Source organism: Streptomyces sp. HSW2009 (assembly GCF_040240285.1).
Classification (GTDB): domain Bacteria; phylum Actinomycetota; class Actinomycetes; order Streptomycetales; family Streptomycetaceae; genus Streptomyces.
The window spans coordinates 1-4,279 of the sequence record NZ_JBEHZD010000609.1 but is presented as its reverse complement, the minus strand read 5'-3'; the positions used below and the strand labels follow the sequence as shown (position 1 = coordinate 4,279).

The following is a 4,279-nucleotide window of genomic DNA, read 5'->3' as shown; positions in this document are numbered from 1 at the left end:
ACGGGGCCCCGGCCGCGCCCGCACCGGCCGCCGCACCCGCGCCGGCCCACCACGCCGCCGCCCCCGGCGACCTCGCGTACGTCATCTACACCTCGGGATCGACCGGCGCCCCCAAGGGCGTGGAGATCGGCCACGGCGCGCTCGCCCACTTCGTCGCCGGCGCCACCGAGCGGTACGGGCTGACCGCCGACGACCGGGTGTTGCAGTTCGCGCCGCTGCACTTCGACGCCAGCGTCGAGGAGATCTTCCTGACCCTGTGCGCCGGCGCCACCCTGGTGGTGCGCACCGACGCCATGACCGAGTCGGTGCCCACCCTGGCCGCCGCCTGCGACCGGCTGCGGATCAGCGTGCTCGACCTGCCCACCGCGTACTGGCACGAGGTCGCCTACGCGCTGGCCACCGGCGCGGCCACGCTCCCCGACACGCTGCGCACGGTGATCATCGGCGGCGAGGCCGCGGTGCCCGAGCGGGTCGACGGCTGGCGGCGCGCGGTGGGCGGCGCGGTGCGGCTGTTCAACACCTACGGGCCGACCGAGGCGACCGTGGTCGCCACCGTCGCCGACCTGCACGCCCCCGAACTGGCCGCCGGCGACGTGCCGATCGGCCGCCCGCTGCCCGGCACCCGCGCCGTCCTCGTCCCCGTCGCCGACGACCAGGCGCCGGCCGCCCCGGGCACCGACGCGTCCGGCGTGGTCGGCGAACTGCACCTGGTGGGCGCGGCGCTGGCGCTCGGCTACCGGGGCGCGCGCACCGCCGACGCCCAGCGCTTCGCACCACTGGCCCGACCGATCGGCACGGACCAGGCGCCGCGCGCCTACCGCACCGGCGACCTGGTCAGGCTCGGCGACGACGGGCTGCTGCGCTTCGTCGGCCGGGTGGACGGCGAGTTCAAGATCAGCGGCCACCGGGTGCACCCCACCGAGGTGGAGGCGGCCCTGCTGCGCCAGCCGGGCCTGCGCGAGGCGGCCGTGGTCGGCCAGATCCTGCCCGACGGCACCCGCCGGCTCGTCGCCCACCTGGTGGCCGACGGGCCCGCGCCCGAGGCCACCGACGTACGGGCCGGGCTCCGCGCCGACCTGCCCGCCGCGATGGTCCCCTCCGCGCTGGTCTTCCACCCGCGGCTGCCGCTGACCGCCTCCGGCAAGATCGACCGCAAGGCGCTGGCCGCGCTGGAGGGCGCACCGGCCGCCGACCCGGAGACCGCCACCGGCGAACCGGCTGCCGAGCCCGCCGGCGACCCGCTGGAGCAGGCCATCATCGGCGTGTGGGCGCAGGTCCTCGGCTCCGCACAGATCGGCCCGCGCGACGACTTCTTCGACCTGGGCGCCCAGTCGCTCCAGGCCATCCAGGTCGCCAACCGGCTCGGCGTGGAACTGGCCCGGGAGGTGAAGGTCGCCTGGCTCTTCCAGTACCCGACCGCGGCCGACCTCGCCGCGCACCTCGTCCAACAGGCCGGCGGGTCCGCCGCCAAGGCCGCGCCGAGCGCGGCCCAGGCCCACGGGTCCGCCGCCGAACAGGCCGCGCCGGACGCAACGGCCGCATCGGACGCTTCGGCTGACGGGCTGCCGCCGGCGGTGGCGGCCGTCGCCCGGGACGCCGTCCTGGACGCCGACATCGCCCCGGCGGCCACGGCCGACGCCGTTCCGGCCGACCGGTACGCGGCGCCCCGCCGGGTGCTGCTCACCGGCGCCACCGGCTTCGTCGGCGTACACCTGCTGGCCGAACTGCTGGCCAGCACGGACGCCGAGGTGGTGTGTCTGGTCCGGGCGGCCGACCAGGGGCAGGCCGCGGCCCGGCTGCGGCAGGCGCTCGACGCGCAGCAACTGGCGCTCGGCGAGGCCGCCCAGCGCATCGTCGCCGAGCCGGCCGACCTGGCCAAGCCGGGCCTCGGACTCAGCGCGGACCGGCTCGCCGAACTCGCCGCGGGCGTCGACGCGATCTTCCACAACGCGGCCACGGTCAGCATCATGCGCGAGTACTCCAGCCTGCGCGCCGCCAACACCGAGTCCACCCGGGAGCTGCTGCGCCTCGCGGCCCCCCGGAGCGTCCCGTTCCACCTGGTCTCCACGCTCTCCACCACCCCGCCGCGCAGCCACAGCCCCGAGGTGCCGGAGGCGTTCCTGCCCCCGCACCCGGGCCTGATCTACGGCTACCAGCAGAGCAAGTGGGCCTCCGAGCGGCTGGCCGAACAGGCCGCCGAACGCGGTCTGCCGGTCACCGTGCACCGCCTCGGCCGTGTCGTCGGCGCCCCCGACACCGGCTATGTCAACGACCGCGACTTCGTCTGGAGCGTGCTGCGCGCCGGCATTCCGGCGGGGATCGTGCCCGACCTGTTCGAGGCCGAGGTGTGGACCCCGGTGGACTACGTGGCCCGCGCCGTGGTGCACCTCGCCCGCGGCGCAGGCCAGCAGCACGGCACGGTCTTCAACCACGCGCCGGCCCCGCAGGTGCGCCTCGACGACCTGTACGGCTGGATCGCGGAGTACGGCTACCCGGTGCGCCGGATGCCGTTGGCCCGCTGGCGCGCCGAACTGCCGCGCGCCGCCGACGTCGCCACCACCACGCTCGCCTTCTTCGACACCTTCGACGGCGGTGAGCCGGCGGGCGACGCGCCGCAGGGCGCGGACTCGCAGACTGCGGACTCGCAGACTGCGGATTCGGGGGCCGCGGGCTCGGGGGCCGCGGCCTCCGCCACCGCGGCGCCCGCTGGTAGCGGTGGCAGTGCCCCGGAGTCGGACGGCGCGGCGGCCGAACCGGAACTCGGGCTCGGCGACATCCGCTCCGACAACGTACGGCGCGGCCTCGCCGACACCGGCATCCAGTGTCCGCCCATCGACCGATCGCTGGTCTTCCGATACCTGGATCACTGCGTCAAAACCGGCATCCTGCCCCGCCCGACCGGGGGTGGTGGGACAGCAGTGAACGCGGCGGGTTAGCGCACCGCGGGAACTGGGTCGGCCTTCGCCCCGACTACTGAGGCGGAGTCCGACCCACCCCCAAGGAGCCCGCATGCAAAAGAAACGGCCCGCCATGGCGGTGCTGGCCGGGGCACTCTGCCTGGTCACGGCGGCCTGCGGCGGAAGCATGTCCACCGCGACGACGGAGAACGCCGCGAAGGGCGGGCGTTCTGGCGCCGGCTATCCGGTCACGCTGAAGAACTGCGATCGCACCACCACGTACACCAAGGCGCCCAGCCGGGTCGTCGTCATGAACGGCGCATCGGTGGCCGAGGTCTCCTCGCTGCTCGCGCTCGGGCTCGGCGACCGGATCGTGGCGAACCAGCAGTCGTACGGGGCTTCCGAGGTCGCCGGCCGCGCCGCTGCCATCGAGAAGCTGCCCGACGGCGGCGTCAAGCCCAACGACGCGTTCGACATCCCCCGCGAGGCGATGCTCGGACTCCGCCCCGACCTGGTGCTGTCCACCACGGCGTACGGCTTCAACTCGGGCAACGGCTTCGCCACCCGCGACGACCTGGCCTCGGTCGCGGCCAACAGCTACGTCTCGCCGCAGGGCTGCGACGAGGACACCTCCAAGATGACCATCGAGGACAGCTACCGGCTGCTGCGCGAACTCGGCACGATCTTCCAGGTCAAGGACCGGGCCGAGCAACTCATCAGCGCCTCCCGACGCAACGTCGCCCAGGTCAGCGACGCCGTCCGGAAGGAGGGCGGCAAGCGCCCGCGGGTGATGGTCGTCTTCTCCAACATGTCCATGGGCGGCAACGACTTCAGCTCGGTGGCAGCCAACGGCATCTGGAACGACATCCTGGCCAAGGCCGGCGGCACCAACGCGTTCGCCTCGGTCACCAAGAACACCTTCGCCGACCTCAGCAAGGAGAAGGTCGCGGCGGAACCGGTGGACGCCCTCGTGGTCATCGGCTACCAGGACAAGAACCCCGCCGCGTACGCCCGCAAGCTGCTCAAGCAGTTCCCGCAGTGGCCGGCGGCGAAGAACAACCGCTACGTCACGCTCTCCGACTCCGCCTACCTCGGGCCGAGCAACGACCTCGCGGTGCGCAAGATCGGCGCGCTGCTGCACCCCGGGGTGGTGGGGGAGCGGTGACCGCCGAGGACCCGCACGCCCGGCAGACCCCTGGGCAACGCATAGCGCGCGCCCGCAGTGCGTTCACCCCACCGGGCGCCGCCGTTCCCCAACCTGCCGGCGGCCCCGGCAGGTCGCTCGCCGGCCCGGTCGCCGGGGCCGCCGCCGACCGGCCGCGCCGGTTGGGCCCGGCCCGCCCGCCCCGCCCACCCCGGGGGCTGATTGACCTCAGGCGGGG

At 74.8% G+C, this 4,279-nt stretch carries 2 protein-coding genes; both read left to right on the top strand.

What is annotated here, in order from left to right; translation table 11 throughout:
- Positions 1-2,936, top strand: a 2,936-nt coding sequence (locus tag AAHZ94_RS29415; RefSeq protein ID WP_349996716.1) for a thioester reductase domain-containing protein, incomplete at its 5' end; no start/stop codon positions are given.
- A gap of 73 nt (positions 2,937-3,009) precedes the next feature.
- Positions 3,010-4,062: an ABC transporter substrate-binding protein gene (locus AAHZ94_RS29410; protein WP_349996714.1), complete on the top strand. Its 1,053-nt coding sequence runs from the start codon at positions 3,010-3,012 to the stop codon at positions 4,060-4,062.
- Positions 4,063-4,279: the final 217 nt, after the last annotated feature.